The organism is Faecalibacillus sp. H12, assembly GCF_013361255.1.
GTDB lineage: Bacteria > Bacillota_I > Bacilli_A > Erysipelotrichales > Coprobacillaceae > Faecalibacillus > Faecalibacillus intestinalis.
The window spans coordinates 361,983-380,260 of record NZ_JABWDK010000001.1 but is presented as its reverse complement, the minus strand read 5'-3'; the positions used below and the strand labels follow the sequence as shown (position 1 = coordinate 380,260).

The following is an 18,278-nucleotide window of genomic DNA, read 5'->3' as shown; positions in this document are numbered from 1 at the left end:
ATCTATTATACACAAATAATCAAAAAAATAAAAAAGTATTATTTCCTAAGAAACAATACTTTCAAATATTTTAACGTTTTGATTTATCATAAGGAATCCCCGAAGCCTTAGGAGCAGCAGAATTTTTAGAAGTAAACGCTAATAAAATCAATGTTGCTACATAAGGAATAAGTTTATAAACAACACTTGGGAAACCTAATGCTGATAAAAATGGAATTGCTGTATAAGTATATGCTAATGTCTTCATAATTCCAAAGAATAATGAAGCAGTAGCAATACGATATGGTTGCCAGTTACCAAAAATCAAGATTGCAAGAGCTAAGAACCCATAACCACCAACATCACTATTAAATACAGTTGAAATTGGGATGATATAAATAAGTCCACCTATACCACCTAGAAAACCAGATAACAGAACACCCATATAACGATATTTATAAACACTTACACCTGCAGCATCAGCAGCTTGAGGATTTTCACCACAAGCACGTAATCTTAATCCTGCTTTTGTTTTATTTAAGAAAATAACCGATAAAATCAAAATAACAATCCCAAGATAAGTTGTAATATAAGCACCTTTAAATAAGATAGGTCCTAAAATTGGAATTTGTGATAGGACAGGAATTTCATGAATTCTAAATGTATTTGAAAAAGGTACACTTGAATTTCCATTGAAAATCAATTTAGCTAAGAATAAACCCAATCCAGGAGCTAACATATTAATTGCAGTTCCTGAAATTGTTTGATCGGCTTTTAAGTTAATCGCTGCAAAAGCATGAAGTAAACTTAATAAAGCCCCAAAAATACCAGCTACAATTAATGCTAAAATCAATAATAATTGCGGATTCATTGTTGTGTTTGCTGATTGCATTAAATAAATGAAATAAACCCCCACGAATGCTCCACCAATCATGATTCCTTCTAACGCGATATTAACAACACCACTTCGTTCACTAAACATCCCACCTAAAGCAACTACTAAAAGAGGAACTGTAAAGACTAATGTTTGATTTAAGACATTTAAAATAATATCCATTATTCTTGACCCCCTTCAACAGCAACTTCTTTTTTATGTTTTTTCTTTTCATGATTTTGTAAATATAAACGGATCATTAAAGCAAATGAACTAAAGTAAATAATAACCGCTGAAATGACATCAATAATTTCAACTGGAATATTACATGCTTGCATATAGTTTCCACCAACATTAATATATGAAACAAATAATGCCGCTAAAATACATCCAAGTGGACTGTTCATTCCTAACAATGCAACTGGAATTCCATTAAATCCTTCTGGAAGTGTGACTTCAGCAGTTGTAAAGGCTCTACCTGTTCCTCCGATATAAACAAGTCCACCACCAATACCTGAGAAAAATCCTGAAATAACCATTGATAAAATAACAATTTTCTTTTCAGACATCCCAGCATAACGACTTGCTTCTGGATTATAACCACATGCTTTTAATTCATAACCAAATGTTGTTTTATTTAAAATAATATAAGCAACGATACATAATGCAATAGCAATAATAATACCACCATTAACATCTGAGCCTGGGAAAATATGATTTAATCCCATTTTAGGAACAGCAATCTTAGATGTTTGAGAACGAGCACCAGCTGAATCATAAATAAAAGCTTTAACACCCTCAATAACAAGATACATACCAATATAGTTAAACATGATACCTGAAATAACAATATTAACATTTCTATACGCTTTTAAAATTCCGGGAATCAATGCCCAAATTGCTCCAGCAAGTCCAGCAGCAATTAAACAAATGATCCATAATAATGAATCAGGTACAGTTTGATAAAGCGTATTGGCTAAAAATAATGCCACAAAGCCACCAACTGTATATTGACCAGTTGTCCCGATATTAAAGTTACCGCATTTAAATGCAAATGCAACAGATAACCCAGTCATCATAATTGGAATTGCAGAATAAAGAACTTGTCCTGTACTTCTTAACCCTTTATAAAATCCCCCAGACATCATAATACCCATTGCTCTAAAAGCTTGAGATGGATTTGCTATTAAAATAACGATAAATCCTATAAACAATCCAATTAATATAGCAAGTAAAGAAGCTATCAGATTTTGTTTTGACTCACTATTTTTCATATCCTTCACCTCGTTTACTTCCTGACATATAAAGTCCTAATTCTTTTTCATCAATTTGTTTTGGATCTAAATTAGCAACGATTTCACCTTCATACATTACTAAAATACGATCTGAAACATTCATAACTTCATCTAATTCTAATGAAACAAGTAAGACAGCTTTATTTTCATCTCTTTGTTTAACAAGTTGTTTATGAATAAATTCAATAGCACCAACGTCTAATCCACGTGTTGGTTGTACAGCAATTAATAAGTCCGAATTAGATTCAACCTCTCTAGCAATGATTGCTTTTTGTTGATTTCCTCCTGACATTCCTCTCGTAATAGATTTTGCACCTTCACCAGAACGAACATCATATTGTTCAATTAACTTATTAGCTGTTTCATACATCTTATCAAATTTAATAAAACCTTTATTTTGATATTTTGGATCAAAATAACTCTTTAAGATAAAGTTTTCGGCTAGATTATAATCTAATACTAAACCGTGTTTATGACGGTCTTCTGGAATATGAGCCATTCCTTTTAAAGAACGTGAACGAGTACTTTCATGAGATAAATCTTCTCCATTTAATAGAATTTGCCCACTGTTATGTTTAATAAGACCTGATAATGCATAAACAAGTTCTGTTTGTCCATTTCCATCAATTCCCGCAATACAAACGATTTCTCCTCGACGTACATTGAATGAAACGTTATTTAAAACATTCTTGGACGAATGAGTTGGTTTATAACATAGATCTTTTACCTCAAGAACTGCATCACCAATTTGAGGTTCATCTTTTTCTACAATAAAGTTAACTTTTCGGCCAACCATTAATTCTGATAATTTTTCAGCAGATGTTGAAGCTACATCAACTGTACCAATATATTTACCTTTTCTTAATATTGTACAACGATTAGCTACCGCTTTAATTTCATTTAATTTATGAGTAATAAAAATGATAGATTTACCTTCTTTTGCTAAATCTTTCATAATCATCATTAGTTCATCGATTTCTTGAGGTGTTAATACCGCAGTAGGTTCATCAAAAATCAAAACATTATTATCTCTAAATAACATTTTCAAAATTTCAACCCTTTGTTGCATCCCTACAGTAATATCCGAAATTAAAGCATCTGGATCAACATTTAATTTATACTTTTGAGATAATTCAATAACTTTTTTTCTTGCCGCACCTTTTTGAATAAAAGTATGCTTTGTTTCTTCAATACCCAAAATAATATTTTCAAGTACTGTAAAGTTATGTACAAGTTTGAAATGTTGATGAACCATACCAATGTTATATTTATTGGCATCGTTGGGATCATTAATTTCAACAGGTTCTCCATTAATTTTTATTTGTCCTTCATCCGGTTGATATAAACCAAACAAAATAGACATCAGCGTCGATTTTCCGGCACCATTTTCTCCTAACAATGCATGTATTTCACCTTGTTCAACTTGCAAGGTAACATTATCATTTGCTTTGATACCAGGAAACTCTTTCGTTATGTTAAGCATTTCTATTGCATATGACATTAAGCTTCCCCCTTTTCGATACAATTATACATGAATTTATAAATATAGAAAAGAATTTTTGTTTTTTCATAACAAAGAAAAATATATTAAAAATAAGAATTTTAAATATCTATATAATAAAATTATTCTACTATAAGAAGCAATTGTTTCTAATTTCAATAATTCCTCAAACATTATGGTTGAGGAATTAATTAGTAGGAAATAAATATCATTGATAAGATATCAATACCCCATTTTTAGTTTGAAATTATAACAAAAAAGGATGTTACGATTTTAAATTATTTCGTAACATCCCCAATTTATCTTATTCAAAATTAACTGTTAAATTATCAAATGAAATTCCTGAAGGATCTCCAGTTTTTTCATCAACATCAGCAGATGATTTTAATTCTAAAGAACCATCTTTGATTTTTTTATCAACAGCATCATGATCTTCTTTAGAAAAGTTCTTTAATAATCCTGGATAAACAATACCACCTGTATTTTTCAAAGTAACTGTTTTTCCACCTTGGAATTTATCTTTCTTATAAGCATTTAATGCTTCAATAGTGGCACCTTTTACATCTTTTAATGCAGATGTAATAACAGTATCAGAATCACCACTTTGGTCAGTATCTACACCAATAGTGTATTTACCAGCTTCTTGTCCAGCAGCGAAAATTGAGTTACAAATTTGTCCACCACATGAGAAGATGACTTCAGTTCCACCTGCATACCATGATGAAGCTTTAGATTTGATATCTGGTGATTCAGAGAATGTACCAGTATATGTATAGTTAACATCAACATTAACATTCATTTCTTTAGCAGCATCACTAGCACCTTGAAGGTAACCAACACCATAGTTTTCTACAGCTGGTAAAGCCATACCACCCATGAAACCTAATTTAGTATATCCTTCTTTAACAGCAGCATATCCAGCAACATATCCAGATTCTTGTTCAGAGAATAAATAGCTTACTGTATTATCTCCAACTTTTGTTTCTCCACTACCATCTTTTTGTGGTTCAAAGTCGATAGTAACGAATTTAACATCAGGATATTTTTCTTGAGCTTGGTATAAAGCCCCAGAGAAGTTGAATCCTGGAGTTACAACAACTTTTGCTCCATTATCTACAGCATCATCAATTGTAGATAATAATCCAGCTTGATCAGTATCTTTTGGTGCATAATATTTATATGAAATATCATTTTTTTCACCAAATTCTTTTACACCTTCATAAGCAGATTGATTGAATGATTTATCAGTAACTGATCCAGAGTCAGTGATCATTGCGATTTCATAAGTATCATCGCCACCACTTGTACATCCAGTAGCACCAAAAATCATTCCTAAGCATAAAATACTTGCGAATAATTTTTTCATGTTCTTCTTCCTCCATTTAATTTTCCTCTATCATTGTAGCATTTAAAAAAACATTTGAAAACAGTTAACATAATAAAAAACGGTAAATATCGTTTTTAAATTTCTTCTTCATTATAGCCACGTACATATACTTCACGTGGTTTAGATCCAATTTGTGGACCTATAATACCATCCGCTTCTAATTGATCAATAATTCTGGCTGCTTTGTTATAGCCTATTCTAAATTGTCTTTGTAAAAGTGATGTGCTCGCTTTTTGTGCTTGAATAACAAATGCTCTGCACATTTCATACTCTTCATCTTCTTGTTCTTCTTTAGAAGCAGCTACTGCAGAAATTGGTTTTACATTTGTATATCTTTCATCATATGAGGCTTCTTGTTGTTTCGTTGTATAATAAGTGATTGCTTCCACTTCACTATCATCAACATAAGCTCCTTGCACACGAATCGGCGAATTCGATCCCATTGGTAAAAAAAGCATATCTCCTTTTCCTAAAAGTTTCTCTGCGCCTGTACAATCAAGAATCGTTCTAGAATCAATACTTGAAGAAACAGCAAAAGCAATTCTTGATGGAATATTGGCCTTAATAACACCTGTAATAATATCCGTTGATGGTCTTTGTGTAGCTACAATTAAATGAATCCCAGCCGCACGTGCTAATTGAGCTATACGCATAATACAATCTTCAACATCTTTACTAGCTACCATCATTAAATCTGCAACTTCATCAAGGATTACTACAATATATGGAAGTTTTTCTAATTGATGTTCCGCATCATTTTCTTGATTTTTGTTTTCAACATATTGATTGTACGTTTCAATTTTTCTAACATTTGCCCCTGCAAATAAATCATAGCGTCTTTCCATTTCCGAAACGGTTTCTCTTAAAGTGGCCGCTGCTTTTTTAGGATCAGTAACGACCGGTGCTAATAAATGAGGAACCCCATTATAATTGGATAACTCAACCTTTTTAGGATCAACTAAAATAAGTTTGACCTCATCCGGTTTCGCACGCATTAATATGCTGCTAATGATCGTATTAACACATACAGATTTACCTGAACCTGTTGCCCCAGCAATAAGTAAATGAGGCATTTTATTAAGTTCTGCATAAATGACTTGACCATTAACATCCTTTCCTAAAGGAACAACAAGTTTATTGTCTTTATATTTATCAGGAATGTTTTTAAATACCTCTTTAAAAGAAACCATTGATGATACTAAATTAGGTATTTCAACACCAACCGCTGGTTTTCCAGGGATAGGCGCTTCAATACGAATATCTTTAGCTGCTAAAGCTAATTTAATATCATCTTGTAAAGACATTATTTTATTGACTCTTGTCCCCGTTTCTAATTTTAATTCGTATTTTGTAATTGAAGGACCAATAGAAATATTATTAATAGAAGCATGAACTCCAAATTCATTTAAAACAGCTGTTAATCTTTCAGCACTTTCTACAGCATGATTTTTATTTTCACCTTGTTTTTTATTAACCACATTATGTAAAAGAGATAACGGTGGTAAATGATAATTTTTATTTGTATGCTCTATGACTGGTTCTTCAATTTGTGATTGATCATTTTGAACTAATTCTTCATCCACCGATGGAATAGGTGGCTCTTTATCAACAATTTCTATTTCTTGATGTTCATCATTAAAAGTAAAAGCTTGTGGCAAAGTCACATCTTCTTTCGCTATTTCTTCAAATATAGTCGTTGGGGTTTCATCATCTTCGAAAATAGCATCATCAAAAAAAGTTGTCTTATTTTGTTTTTTCTTAAAGAAATTTCCAAAATAATTTGAATGCTGTTTTAAAGAATCTTTTGTTTTATTAAAATTATTTTTTGCTCTTTTTTGAATTTCTTTTTTGTGTTCAAAATAAAACTTACTTCCTAATAAAATAATTCCTGTTACAACAATAAAAACCGCTGCAATGATTGCTCCCATATAATCAAACAATGCACTTAAAAAGCCATATAAAACTGCCCCTAATAATCCTCCTCTATTTAAAGGAACTTGATTAAAATAAGACTGTATGACTTTTATCCCTGTAAGTGATGGCGTAGCAGAAATAAATAAAGTTAAACCTATAAAGAGCAAATAAAGGCCTACCGCCTTAGGACCATTAAATTTAGGAAAATCCGCCTTAATAACAATATATCCTAATAAAAGAATACAAGTAAGATAAATAATCCCATTTAAATTCCCAAATACATACATAAAAACATAATTCAAGCGGTCTCCAATCACCCCTAATTGCATAGCAGCAATAATTACTAAAAAAATGAAAAATAAACAAATAATTCTTAATTTTAATTCTTCACTCACTTGTTCTTGCTTACTTTTTCTTTTTCTTGCGGTCTTAGCCATCATATCACCTCTTTACATATCATATTTAAAAAACAAAACAAAAGCAAGATATTCCTTGCTTTTATAATTCTATAATTACTGGTAAAATGACAGGTCTTTTGCCAGTCTCTTTGATAATATATTTGTTCACTTTATCTTTAATATTTTGACGTACATCTCTAATATCTTCTTCCGTCTTATTTTTATAAGACTCTAACTCAGTTTCAGCAATATTCATAATTCCTTTTACAACATTTTCTGAATCCTTTAAGTAAATAAAACCTCTTGTTTGTACATCTGTATTGGCAACAATTTCTCTTGTTTTACCATCAATTGTCATACCAATAATAACAACACCATCATTTTGTAATTGATTTCGGTCATCAATAACTTTAACACCAACATCACCAATTCCAAGACCATCAATCATCACATCTTCAATTGTAATAGAATCTCGATAACTTTGCAATTTTCCATCTTTAAAAGTAATCATTTCTCCATTATCAACAATAGCAATATGATCATCATTTATATTCATTTTTTTAGCAACATCACTTGCAGCAATAAAATGTTGATATTCTCCTTTGATTGGTACGAAATATTTTGGATTTAAAATTTGAATCAATACTTTAATATCCTCTTCACTTGCATGCATAGATTGCAATTCTTTGTTTTTCAAAACATGAATATGTGTATCAGTTTTATAAAGTTCATTGATTGCTCTATTAGCTATTTTTTCAGTTCCTGGTAAAACAGGTGAAGCTACAATAAATGTATCACTATCTTGTAATTTAAGCTTATCATCTCCTCCATCGATAATATCTAAAATATCATGATAGATACGACGAGGACTACCACTTAATAAAACAACCAATTTATCATTATCTTTATTTTTTTGAATATCATTATTATCACCAATACAAGCTGGATGAATATCCAAGATTGGTTTTTTCTTATTTTTAGCAATTCTCATTAAAGAATTGGTATTATCATATTTATCTCTTCCATAGAAACAAATCTTACGATTATATTTTTTAGCTAGTTGAGCAATTTCTTGAGTTCTAAAAGCATTTTGTGCATAACTTGAAATAATAATACGTCCTGAAGCATCTTCAAAAATACTTTCTATTTTAGCAGTTAACTTATGATTAGGAGAAGTATAGCCATCATTTTTTGAATATGATGATTCACAAAGTAAAGCTAAAACTCCTTTTTTACCGATTTCCATCATCTTTTGAATATTACACCTAAATCTTTCAGGTGCTCCAAAATCAATAATAAATTCACTACTATAGACAATATAACCATAATCTGTTAAAAATGCTAACCCTACACTTCCAGGAATAGAATGCGTAATTGGGAAAAAGTCCACTTCAACTCCAGCAACTTTAATTGTTGCATTCATATTTACTCTTTTGATTTTATATTTATATGAAACATGAGAATGTCTCATATATCTTTGTAATAATTGATCAATTAAATCAGCTGTAAGATCTGTTGTATAAATAGGAACATTCACTTCTTGTAATAAATAAGGAAGTGCTCCCATTACATCATCATGACCATGCGTAATAAATATAGCTTTAATTTTATCTTTATTATCTTTTAAATAATCAAAATTAGGAATAATAACGTCCACTCCTAATTTATCTACTTCTGGAAAACGATAACCTGCATCAATAATAAACCAATTATCATCTATTTCTAAGCAGTACATGCTTTTACCGTTTTCAGCTTGACCACCAATTGGCATCAATTTTATAATACTTTTTTTCATTATTTCCTCCTTAATTATGTCTTCTTACACTCACTTTGCTATTATTCTAACAAATTATTAACAAAAGAAAAAGTATCATTTACTCTTTCTTCATTAAAAATAAAGGTTGAATTTGTTTATCAACCAATGCATTGATCATCGTTTGAATAATTAAATCTCGCCGTGCAATCAAACTATTTGGTTTCCTGATTACATCATCTTGATACATTGGCACCAAATAAAAATGCTTTGTATTAAAAATCTTCATCATATTCATTCCGCTTGTTGAAAGTAAGTCATTACTACATAAACCAAGAACGATATTGTGTTGATTTCTAAGTGTTGATTTAACAGCCATTGTCACCGCATTATCATTGATTCCATGTGCCATTTTAGCTAATGTATTGGCACTGCATGGATAAACTACCATTAAATCCAAGGGTATTTGTGGCCCAAAAATTTCTGCTTCAACAACTGAACAAATAACCTTCTTTTCAATGATTTTTTCAACTTCTATGATTAACTGATTCGCCTTAAAAAACCGTGTATCACAAGAATTCACTTGATCACTTATAAAAACATAAATATCTACAGGATATTTTTTTAGTTCCTTTAAAAATCTCAAACAATTACTTAACGAACAAAAAGAGCCTGTAATCCCAACCCCTATTTTCATTCCATTAAACATGTCTCATCACTCCGTGAATATATTGAAACATCAATAATGCCGATTCATATGGAAAATACAAATTAGGTATATTTCTTAGTGATTGATAATCTTTACCCTCAACTGTTTGTGCCAAATCATAAATTTGTTTATATTTTAATTTTTTATAATTGATTTTACAAACAGGAATCGTATTAATAATTAAATCATACTTTCCTGATAAAGCATTTAAATCCAAATGATGATAGATTTGTTTTATTTCATCTAAATCCTTGTTATTTCGATTACAGATTGTAATATCATAATTACTTTTTAAAATATTTGCAAGCTGTTTTGCTAAATCTCCATAGCCCAAAATAAGTATATTATTATAATGTGCTTTATCTTGTATTATTTTTAAATAGAGTCCCATTGCTGTTAAAGTATTATTTAAATGTTTAAAAACTTTATCTTTATTAATAATATATTTTGTATTTATATTATTAAGAGAAAACGTATTGTCATGATCTATCTTTTGATTTTTAACAACATAAAAATCCAGGTTTTGTGATTGTTTATCATTTATTTGATAACCATGACTTAAAAAAATATCTTTTAAAAATTGTGTTCTTTGATCATATACTTCAATAAACCCTTTCATATGCCACCTCATTATACTATATGAAAGGGTTTGATAAATGTGAAATTAGCTCGCTTTATTTTTCATTTGTGATGTCATCAAAGCTATAATTTCTTCTACTTTTGGACTAATAACACTTACAGCTGACATGATCATCTCTTTTTCATTTTGATAATCATGACATAAAAACGCATACTCACATTTTAGATGAAATAAACATTGTTCCTTTTCATTAACAGTCGTTAGAAACATTAAATTGATTGCATTACTATCGCAAATTTTGTAAGAAACAGACATGACTGCCCGAATATCTTCTAAATTACGAATAACACTGTCTTTTTCAGCATTTAAGTGTACACTTAATAAATGAATTTGTGATATACTGTTTCCCATATTTATTTTACCTCCTTCACTATATATATTGTTATTTTTTAGGTTTTTTCTTTTTATTTTTTTAGAAATGAGGAATTTTATGCAAATTATTACACTTATTTATTCAATCATCTTATTATTTTTTTATCATCCACTTTATCAAAACTACACAAGTTTAATGAATACGTCATTTTCTTTTTTTTATTACAGTTGGTGTGTTTTATTAACTCTTTCTTTATGCTTAACTTTTTTTAAAGTAACTTCTTTAAAAAAATTCATTATTTTTCTTTCTCTGTTCTTTTTTATTGGATTAATTTTACCCTATCATAAAAATTATCCAATCTTTTCAACTTTACATGTTTTTATTCCTTTATCTTGCATTATCATTGCACTTTTATTCTTAGCATATCTAATTAAAAATAAACAAAAAAGTGAGCCAATTTTAGCTCACAAAATTTATTTATGGTTTTCCTACGGTCTTTCAATCATTGCCATGTTCATTATTTTCTTTTCTCAAATCAATGGTCTTATCGAAATTAGCGTTTTACTATTTATCAATTTTATTCTTTATGTGCTTCAACGTTCATAAGATATTCATATTGCATACCTTGTCTTAAGTTTGATGAATCGTACCCTAAACTTTCTAAAATAGTATATCCAAATTCTAAGGCAGCCGCTGGTCCTTTACCTGTAATAATATGATCATCTTTTTGAACAATAGCTTCTTGATAATTAGCTCCGGTAAGTTGTGTTTCAAAACCTGGAGAACAAGTACAGATTTTATCTTTTAAAATACCTGCTTTAGCTAAAACAATTGGTCCTGCACAAATAGCAGCAATCAATTTATGTTCCTGATTGAATTGTTGAACAATTTCAATAACACGTGCATCATCTCTTAAATTTGTTGCTCCAGGTAAACCACCAGGAATAACAACTCCATCATATTCTTTGATTTGATCATTAAAGACGCAATCCATTTGAATTGTAATTTGATGAGAACTTATCACCTTTAAATCATCCATCCCTACTAAATCAACATGAACATTTGCTCTTCTTAAAACATCAACCGGTGTCAATGCTTCGATTTCTTCAAATCCATCTTTACATAATACAGCTATTTTCTTCATAAACACTCCTCTTTTCTTTTAAAGATATTTTATCATGAAAACCAAAAAATAAAAGAATGAAATACATTGTATGGGATTTCAAAATATATTATAATGTTGCATAGATGTAAAAATCACCCTTGGAGGTTTTATGAAAAAAATTGTTATTGGTATAACAGGAAGTATTGCAGCATATAAAACATGTGAACTTATTTCCCGTTTAAAAAAGAAAAATTATAATATTGAAGTTATTATGACAAAAAATGCGGCTCAATTTGTAACACCACTTACCTTTGGAGCACTTATTCATAAACCTGTTTTAATTGATGATTTTGATGAAACAGGTTATCAAATTAAACACATTAACATTGTTAAGGATGCTGATTGTTTTATTATTGTTCCAGCAACTGCAAATATTATTGCCAAAGTTGCTCATGGTTTAGCAGACGATGTTTTATCTTCCGCCTTTTTAGCAGCAACATGTCCAAAAATCATTGCTCCTGCAATGAATGTACACATGTATGAAAATACTGCAACTCAAAAAAATCTTGATATTTGTAAATCTTATCATATTAAGATTGTGGAACCTGAAATTGGTGAACTCGCATGTGGTTATCAAGGAAGAGGACATTTAAGTGATATTGAAGATTTACTTGATGCTATTGAATATGCGACATCTCCTCATCCATTAGCTGGAAAGCATGTTCTTATTACCGCTGGTCCTACTCAAGAGCCACTTGATCCAGTGAGATTTATTTCAAATCATTCAAGTGGAAAAATGGGCTATGCACTAGCAAAAGTTGCTCGTCAATTAGGAGCTCATGTCACATTGATTAGTGGGCCATCATCTCAAAGAGCTCCTTACGAAGTAGATGTAATCAAAATTCAAAGTGCACAAGGTATGTTTAAACAAGTATTAAGTTATTTTGATTTTCAAGATTATGTTATCATGTCTGCTGCTGTTGGTGACTATCGTCCTTTAGAATATAGCAATCAAAAAATAAAGAAAAAAGCTGACGAATTTTATTTAAAATTAGGAAAAAACGAAGATATTTTATCTTATATTGGAAAACATAAAACAAAACAAACTATTTGTGGGTTTGCTATGGAAACAGAAAATGTTATTGAAAATGCTCAAAATAAGTTTTTTAAGAAGAATTGTGATTTATTAGTTGTTAATGATTTATTTGAAGATGGTGCTGGGTTTAAAACTGATACAAATAAAGTTGCTTTAATTACAAAAAACTTTGTTGATTATTTAGATTTAATGAGCAAAGAAGATCTAGCACATATTATTTTAGAAAAATTAATGAAAGTTAAAGGAGAATAAAGATGCTAGTAGTTGTAGATATGGGAAACACAAATATTACAATGGGACTTTTTAAAGATGATCAGCTTATTGGCAATTATCGTTTAACGACTAAACTGCAAAGGACATCAGACGAATATGGTTTTATGATTCTTGCTTTTTTAAGCGCCTATAATGTAACCGTTGAAGATATAAAAGATGTTATTATTTCTAGTGTCGTTCCTAAAATCATGTATTCTTTTACAAATTCCATTCGTAAATATTTCCACAAAGAACCTATTATTGTTGGTCCAGGAATTAAAACAGGCATTTCTGTAAAATATGATAATCCTAAATCTTTAGGAAGTGATCGTATTGTTGATGCTGTTGGTGCCTACTATAGTCACCATTGTGCTTGTTTAGTAATTGATTTTGGCACTGCTACGACATTCGATGTTATTTCTTCAAAAGGTGAATTTATGGGTGGCGCAATTGCTCCTGGTATTGGTATTTCTGCTGAAATGTTATCTAATCGTGCTGCTCAACTACCTGAAGTAGCAATAAAAAAACCACAACATATTATTGGTAAAAATACTGTTGAAGGTATGCAATCAGGGGTTGTTTATGGTTATATTGGTTTAACAGAGAAACTGATTGAAGAAATTAAAAGCCAATATCCTGAACCATTAAAAGTCGTTTCTACAGGTGGTCTAGGTAGAATGATCTATCAAGAAACAAATTTGATTGATTCCTATGATAAAGATCTTACATTCAAAGGTTTAAAAATTATATATGATATGCAAAAAAGGGATTAAATAAAATCCCTTTTTAATTCGTTTTTTAAATAAAAATGTATTGTTTGTTGTCTATCTACATACAAAATAACAATTTCTTGAAGATTAATTCCATGAACTTTCATAATTTGTTCTAACCACTTTTGATTATGATGAATCAATTCTAAATTTTCATAAATAATTGTTCCTTGTAAAATAAGAATTGTTGGTATAAATTCTTTTTGAACTTCTTGATGTAGATCACCTAATTTTAAAGGCCTTGACAATGTCTTAGGATAAAAAGTAAATTTCCCATTTGTTTCTAAAATAATTTTATCTAACTCGTTAAGCTCAAAATAACCATTCATTCTACAATTCATCAACAATTCATTCAAATCAATTTTTGCTTTATCCAAACTTTTTAAATATATCTTATCATTTTCAAATAAAACAACAGGTTTCCCTTCAACAAAAAAGCGAAAATTTAAATACCTTTTTGTTAAAACAGAAACACCCCAAGTAAAAACACCATAAACAATCATTCCAATCAACGGCTTTAAAATATCATTAAAACTTCCCATAACCATTTCAGCAGCAATAGAACCAATTGTAATTCCAATTATATAATCATATAAAGATAACTCTGTTACTTGCCTATAGCCCATTAATTTCGTTAGTAAAAACAAAACAATCAAAGAAATTAAGGGCAAAACAAAATATTCAAGCAAATTCATTTTAATCACCCTTTTAAGTATGGACAAAATAAAAAAAAGAAGTCAAAATTATGACTTCTTATACAAAATTCTCATTGAGTTACAAATAGCAATTAAAGTAACACCTACATCAGCAAAAACACCCATCCACATATTTGTAAGTCCAAACAAAGTAAGAACTAAAACTCCAATTTTAATTAATAACGTAAAAGTAACATTTTCTTTTAAAATAAAGTTTGTATAATGAGAAACTTGAATGGCTTTAGCAATTGATGTAATATCGTCACTCATTAAAACAACATCTGCAGCTTCAATAGCTACATCACTACCAACGCCACCCATCGCAATACCAATATCACTTCTAGCAAGAACAGGCGCATCATTAATACCATCACCAACAAAAGCTACAACATGATCATTACCCATTAATTTTTCTAATTGTGTAACTTTATCTTGTGGTAATAAATCACTATATACTTGATCAATTCCTATTTTAGAAGCAATATCACGAGCAACAGTTGAATGATCTCCTGTAAGCATAACCGTATTTGAAACATGTGCCTTCTTTAAGTCTTGAATACCTGGCATTGTAGATTCTTTAATAACATCTGCAACAACGATATGTCCTAAATATTGTTTTTGACATGCTATATGAACAATTGTTCCAATAGATTGAGGTTGACTCACTTCAATACCTAATTCATGAAAATATTTTTCATTTCCTAATTCATATTGTTTTTGATCAATAACAACAGAAAGACCTTTTCCAGCGATTTCTTTAAAATCTTCTATTCTTGTACTATCGATTCCTTTATTATAAGCTTTAACAATACTTCTAGCAATTGGATGATTTGACATATATTCACCATATGCACCAATTTCTAATAAATAATCATCTGAAATTTCAACAACTTCAAATTCACCTTTAGTAAGTGTTCCTGTTTTATCAAAAACAACAGTATCAATATCTTTTAATAATTCTAAATAGTTTCCACCCTTAACTAAAACACCTAAAGCACTCGCTTTACCAATACCAGCATATAAACCTAAAGGTACTGAAATAACAAGTGCACATGGACAAGAAACAACTAAGAATGTACATGCACGATAAAGCCAATCATAGAAATTTTGATTTGGTAAAATAATCATCGGAACAATTAATAATAAAACAGCAAGTCCCACAACAGTTGGTGTATAAACTTTTGCAAAACGGGTAATAAATTTTTCAATTTTAGCTTTTTTACTTGCAGAATTTTCAACAAGATCAATAATACGACTTACTGTACTATCCGCATAAGGTTTTGTTACTTCAATATAAATAACATCATTTAAATTGACAACTCCTGATAAAACCTCATCTCCTACTTCAACACTTCTAGGAACTGATTCACCTGTTAAACTTGCGGTATCTAACATACTGTTTCCTTTAATAACTTTACCATCCAACGGTACTTTTTCTCCAACTTTAACAACAATTGTATCTCCTACTTGTACTTCTTCAGGAGTTACTTGAATCATTTGATCATCTTTTACAATTGTAGCATACTCACTTTTAATATCCATTAAAGAAGAAATAGATGATCTTGTCTTATTAACAGCATATCCTTGGAAAATTTCACCAATAGCATAAAATAGCATAACTGCAATTGCTTCACTGTAATCACCTAAAGCAATCGCTCCAAAAGTTGCTAAACACATTAAGAAATTTTCATCCAAAAAGTCTTTTCTACCAATATTTTTAATTGCTTTTAAAATGACTTTATAACCAATTAATAAATAAGCAAACAAATATAAGAAAGTAGCAAAACCACCTGCAAAGAAATGTGCCCCTATAAAAATAATAACACCTTCAACCAATTCCATATTTTCTTTTAAATCAAATAATTTTGGTTTACTATATATTTTTTGATTATCTTCCTTTGATAAAACAACTCCTTCTTCAACAGAGTCAACAACAGCTTGTAACTTTTCCATTAAAGAATCATCGTTTTTTACTTTAACCATTAACTTTTGAGTAGAAAAATTAACAACCGCATCTTCAATGTAAGATTGTTTTTTTATCTCAGCTTCTACTTTACTTGCACAGTTTGCACAATCCAAACCAACTATATTAAATTTGATTGAATTAGCCAATTCACGATGATCTTCCACATGTTCATGATGGTGTCCGCATCCACATTCATCGTGATGATGTTCATGTTCATGATGATGTCCACAACCGCATTCATCGTGATGATGTTCATGTTCATGATGGTGCCCACATCCACATTCATCATGGTGATGATGTTTATGTTCATGATGGTGTCCACAACTACATTCATCGTAATGATGTGTTTTGTTTGTAGAGAGGTTATCTATTGTTACTTCGTCTTCAATGGATTGTATAAAAGAAAGAAGTTCATTATCATTAATTTCTTGATTACTTTCAAAAGTCATCATACCTGTTGCAAAAGAAATTACACAATCATTAATCTCTTCTTTTTTATTTAAAGCATCTTCTAATTTTTGTGTGCAATTAGCACAATCAAGGCCATTAACCTTATATTTATATTTCATATTATTTATCCTCCATGATATGACTATAACCAGCCTCAAAAATTAGTTTTACATGCTCATCATCTAACGAATAGTACATCATTTTACCATCTCTTCTATTTTTAACTAATTTATTGGCTTTTAAAATTCTAAGTTGATGAGAAATAGCTGACTGAGTCATATCTAAACAAGCAGCTAAATCATAAACACACATCTCATGATCAAATAAAGCACAAATAATGCGTATTCTTGTTGAATCACCAAACACTTTGAATAATTCAGCAACATCATATAAAGATTCTTCCTCGGGCATTGCTTTCTTTACTTGTTCAACAATTTCATTATTAACGATTTTATCCATTTTTTCTCCTTTCATATGAATATATGTTCATATGAATATTATATGATATTTATTTACAAAGTCAATATATATGATAATATTAAATAAAAATGATTGGAGAAATTTTATGAAAAAATTACTGATTGTAGTAGACTATCAAAAAGATTTTGTAAATGGTAGTTTGGGATTTAAAGAAGCTGAATATTTGGATGAGTATCTTTCTTCTTTAATTGATCAATATCATCAAAATAAAGATGATGTTATTTTTACTTTCGATACACATCAAAATAATTATTTAGAAACTCAAGAAGGAAAGAATTTGCCAATTGAACATTGCATTAAAAATAGTGATGGTTGGAAACTATATGGCAAGGTAAATACTGCTAAAAAAGAATATGATATTTGTATTGAAAAAACAACTTTTGGTTCTCTTGAATTAGGAAATTACTTAAAGGATAAAAACTACCAAAATATTACTCTAGTAGGTGTTGTTTCTAATATTTGTGTTTTATCTAATGCTGTAATTGTTAAAAGCGCTCTACCTGAAACACCTATCTTTATTGATGTAAAAGGTATTTCTAGTAATGATTTAACAATGCAGGCAAAAGCAATTTCAATTTTAGAAAATTTGCAATTCAATATTATTAATAAATAAAATACAATTAATAATTTCTTATTAAAATAAGTTATAAATTATTATTGACACTTCATCTAATGAGGCGTAGAATTTGCCTAAAGATATA

16 protein-coding genes are annotated in these 18,278 nt (G+C 29.7%); 3 read left to right on the top strand and 13 right to left on the bottom strand.

Annotation, left to right across the window (positions count from 1 at the left end; genetic code table 11):
- Positions 1–70 precede the first annotated feature (70 nt).
- From HUU89_RS02185 to HUU89_RS02140, 10 genes are all read right to left on the bottom strand, one after another.
- Positions 71–1,036, bottom strand: a complete 966-nt coding sequence (locus tag HUU89_RS02185) for an ABC transporter permease (protein ID WP_147580271.1) — start codon at positions 1,034–1,036, stop codon at positions 71–73.
- Positions 1,036–2,127, bottom strand: a complete 1,092-nt coding sequence (locus tag HUU89_RS02180; RefSeq protein ID WP_032090037.1) for an ABC transporter permease — start codon at positions 2,125–2,127, stop codon at positions 1,036–1,038. The genes HUU89_RS02185 and HUU89_RS02180 overlap by 1 nt, the downstream gene beginning before the upstream one ends.
- The gene (locus HUU89_RS02175; protein WP_175300887.1) at positions 2,117–3,649 is read right to left on the bottom strand and encodes an ABC transporter ATP-binding protein; all 1,533 of its coding nucleotides are present in this window, start codon (positions 3,647–3,649) and stop codon (positions 2,117–2,119) included. The genes HUU89_RS02180 and HUU89_RS02175 overlap by 11 nt, the downstream gene beginning before the upstream one ends.
- Before the next feature lie 304 nt (positions 3,650–3,953).
- Complete coding sequence (locus HUU89_RS02170; RefSeq protein WP_032090035.1) at positions 3,954–5,015, bottom strand: BMP family protein; 1,062 nt, start codon at positions 5,013–5,015, stop codon at positions 3,954–3,956.
- Between the two features lie 95 nt (positions 5,016–5,110).
- Positions 5,111–7,387: an FtsK/SpoIIIE family DNA translocase gene (locus tag HUU89_RS02165; protein ID WP_175300964.1), complete on the bottom strand. Its 2,277-nt coding sequence runs from the start codon at positions 7,385–7,387 to the stop codon at positions 5,111–5,113.
- Positions 7,388–7,448: 61 nt separating this feature from the next.
- On the bottom strand, positions 7,449–9,143 hold the full coding sequence (locus HUU89_RS02160; protein WP_117346913.1) for a ribonuclease J: 1,695 nt from the start codon (positions 9,141–9,143) through the stop codon (positions 7,449–7,451).
- A gap of 79 nt (positions 9,144–9,222) precedes the next feature.
- Complete coding sequence (locus tag HUU89_RS02155) at positions 9,223–9,810, bottom strand: dipicolinate synthase subunit B (protein ID WP_175300886.1); 588 nt, start codon at positions 9,808–9,810, stop codon at positions 9,223–9,225.
- The gene (locus HUU89_RS02150; protein ID WP_022001291.1) at positions 9,803–10,429 is read right to left on the bottom strand and encodes a putative dipicolinate synthase subunit A; all 627 of its coding nucleotides are present in this window, start codon (positions 10,427–10,429) and stop codon (positions 9,803–9,805) included. Before HUU89_RS02150 ends, HUU89_RS02155 begins: the two co-directional genes overlap by 8 nt.
- Before the next feature lie 45 nt (positions 10,430–10,474).
- Entirely contained in the window at positions 10,475–10,801 is a 327-nt protein-coding gene (locus HUU89_RS02145; RefSeq protein ID WP_175300885.1) for a hypothetical protein, read from the bottom strand.
- Positions 10,802–11,340: 539 nt separating this feature from the next.
- Positions 11,341–11,907, bottom strand: coding sequence for a DJ-1 family glyoxalase III (locus tag HUU89_RS02140; RefSeq protein WP_175300884.1), 567 nt, complete (start codon positions 11,905–11,907; stop codon positions 11,341–11,343).
- Between the two features lie 130 nt (positions 11,908–12,037).
- On the opposite strand from HUU89_RS02140, the gene coaBC reads away from it, so the two are divergent.
- Together coaBC and HUU89_RS02130 are read left to right on the top strand one after the other, a co-directional pair.
- On the top strand, positions 12,038–13,216 hold the full coding sequence (coaBC, locus tag HUU89_RS02135) for a bifunctional phosphopantothenoylcysteine decarboxylase/phosphopantothenate--cysteine ligase CoaBC (RefSeq protein WP_117782177.1): 1,179 nt from the start codon (positions 12,038–12,040) through the stop codon (positions 13,214–13,216).
- A 2-nt stretch (positions 13,217–13,218) separates the two neighbouring features.
- Entirely contained in the window at positions 13,219–13,989 is a 771-nt protein-coding gene (locus tag HUU89_RS02130) for a type III pantothenate kinase (protein WP_117828461.1), read from the top strand.
- Here HUU89_RS02130 and HUU89_RS02125 read toward each other — a convergent pair.
- From HUU89_RS02125 to HUU89_RS02115, 3 genes are read right to left on the bottom strand one after another with little or no spacing between them, the layout of a single operon-like run.
- On the bottom strand, positions 13,986–14,681 hold the full coding sequence (locus HUU89_RS02125; protein WP_175300883.1) for a DUF421 domain-containing protein: 696 nt from the start codon (positions 14,679–14,681) through the stop codon (positions 13,986–13,988). The two genes, HUU89_RS02130 and HUU89_RS02125, sit on opposite strands and share 4 nt — an antisense overlap.
- A 48-nt stretch (positions 14,682–14,729) precedes the next feature.
- On the bottom strand, positions 14,730–17,216 hold the full coding sequence (locus HUU89_RS02120; RefSeq protein WP_175300882.1) for a heavy metal translocating P-type ATPase: 2,487 nt from the start codon (positions 17,214–17,216) through the stop codon (positions 14,730–14,732).
- 1 nt (position 17,217) lies between these two features.
- The gene (locus HUU89_RS02115) at positions 17,218–17,556 is read right to left on the bottom strand and encodes an ArsR/SmtB family transcription factor (protein WP_022001299.1); all 339 of its coding nucleotides are present in this window, start codon (positions 17,554–17,556) and stop codon (positions 17,218–17,220) included.
- A gap of 106 nt (positions 17,557–17,662) precedes the next feature.
- On the opposite strand from HUU89_RS02115, the gene HUU89_RS02110 reads away from it, so the two are divergent.
- Complete coding sequence (locus tag HUU89_RS02110) at positions 17,663–18,190, top strand: cysteine hydrolase family protein (protein ID WP_175300881.1); 528 nt, start codon at positions 17,663–17,665, stop codon at positions 18,188–18,190.
- Positions 18,191–18,278: the final 88 nt, after the last annotated feature.

Bases quoted from the DNA above. Each gene is read 5' to 3' on its own strand.
- HUU89_RS02185 (WP_147580271.1), bottom strand. From the start codon at position 1,036: ATGGATATTATTTTAAATGTCTTAAATCAAACATTAGTCTTTACAGTT.
- HUU89_RS02180 (WP_032090037.1), bottom strand. From the start codon at position 2,127: ATGAAAAATAGTGAGTCAAAACAAAATCTGATAGCTTCTTTACTTGCT.
- HUU89_RS02175 (WP_175300887.1), bottom strand. From the start codon at position 3,649: ATGTCATATGCAATAGAAATGCTTAACATAACGAAAGAGTTTCCTGGT.
- HUU89_RS02170 (WP_032090035.1), bottom strand. From the start codon at position 5,015: ATGAAAAAATTATTCGCAAGTATTTTATGCTTAGGAATGATTTTTGGT.
- HUU89_RS02165 (WP_175300964.1), bottom strand. From the start codon at position 7,387: ATGGCTAAGACCGCAAGAAAAAGAAAAAGTAAGCAAGAACAAGTGAGT.
- HUU89_RS02160 (WP_117346913.1), bottom strand. From the start codon at position 9,143: ATGAAAAAAAGTATTATAAAATTGATGCCAATTGGTGGTCAAGCTGAA.
- HUU89_RS02155 (WP_175300886.1), bottom strand. From the start codon at position 9,810: ATGTTTAATGGAATGAAAATAGGGGTTGGGATTACAGGCTCTTTTTGT.
- HUU89_RS02150 (WP_022001291.1), bottom strand. From the start codon at position 10,429: ATGAAAGGGTTTATTGAAGTATATGATCAAAGAACACAATTTTTAAAA.
- HUU89_RS02145 (WP_175300885.1), bottom strand. From the start codon at position 10,801: ATGGGAAACAGTATATCACAAATTCATTTATTAAGTGTACACTTAAAT.
- HUU89_RS02140 (WP_175300884.1), bottom strand. From the start codon at position 11,907: ATGAAGAAAATAGCTGTATTATGTAAAGATGGATTTGAAGAAATCGAA.
- coaBC (WP_117782177.1), top strand. From the start codon at position 12,038: ATGAAAAAAATTGTTATTGGTATAACAGGAAGTATTGCAGCATATAAA.
- HUU89_RS02130 (WP_117828461.1), top strand. From the start codon at position 13,219: ATGCTAGTAGTTGTAGATATGGGAAACACAAATATTACAATGGGACTT.
- HUU89_RS02125 (WP_175300883.1), bottom strand. From the start codon at position 14,681: ATGAATTTGCTTGAATATTTTGTTTTGCCCTTAATTTCTTTGATTGTT.
- HUU89_RS02120 (WP_175300882.1), bottom strand. From the start codon at position 17,216: ATGAAATATAAATATAAGGTTAATGGCCTTGATTGTGCTAATTGCACA.
- HUU89_RS02115 (WP_022001299.1), bottom strand. From the start codon at position 17,556: ATGGATAAAATCGTTAATAATGAAATTGTTGAACAAGTAAAGAAAGCA.
- HUU89_RS02110 (WP_175300881.1), top strand. From the start codon at position 17,663: ATGAAAAAATTACTGATTGTAGTAGACTATCAAAAAGATTTTGTAAAT.